Annotated in this window: 1 protein-coding gene; it reads right to left on the reverse strand. The window is 41.1% G+C overall.

Annotated elements, in window-relative coordinates:
• Positions 1-284: hypothetical protein (locus tag ACYVTD_RS18475; protein ID WP_461249053.1), on the reverse strand; the 284-nt coding region annotated here is incomplete at its 3' end.
• Positions 285-338 lie beyond the last annotated feature (54 nt).

A 338-nucleotide genomic window follows, 5' to 3' on the forward strand; every position in this document is an offset into this window, starting at 1 on the left:
AACAAGGACATCACAATAGTTCCTATTCCGGGAATATTACCGAGTAAAAATCCGGTGCCGGTACAAATAAAGTCGGTTATAATTCTAATCCAGCGGTACCATTTTTCTTTTTTCATTTTTTCGGAAATGATAAGAGCGGCGGAATCGTACGGGGAAATGCCAAGGTTCGCTTCGATATAGACCGCAGCGGTGAGACAAATAATTACAATGCCGACGATTAATGCCGTTATCCTAATAAGGAAAAAACAATCAATGTGAGTTGGAATTATTAGGAAAAGGGTCAATCCCAAATACGCTGAAACGCATGGCTGCGACGCCTAACGCCATAAATATAAGGG

The organism is Treponema sp. R6D11 (assembly GCF_054786075.1).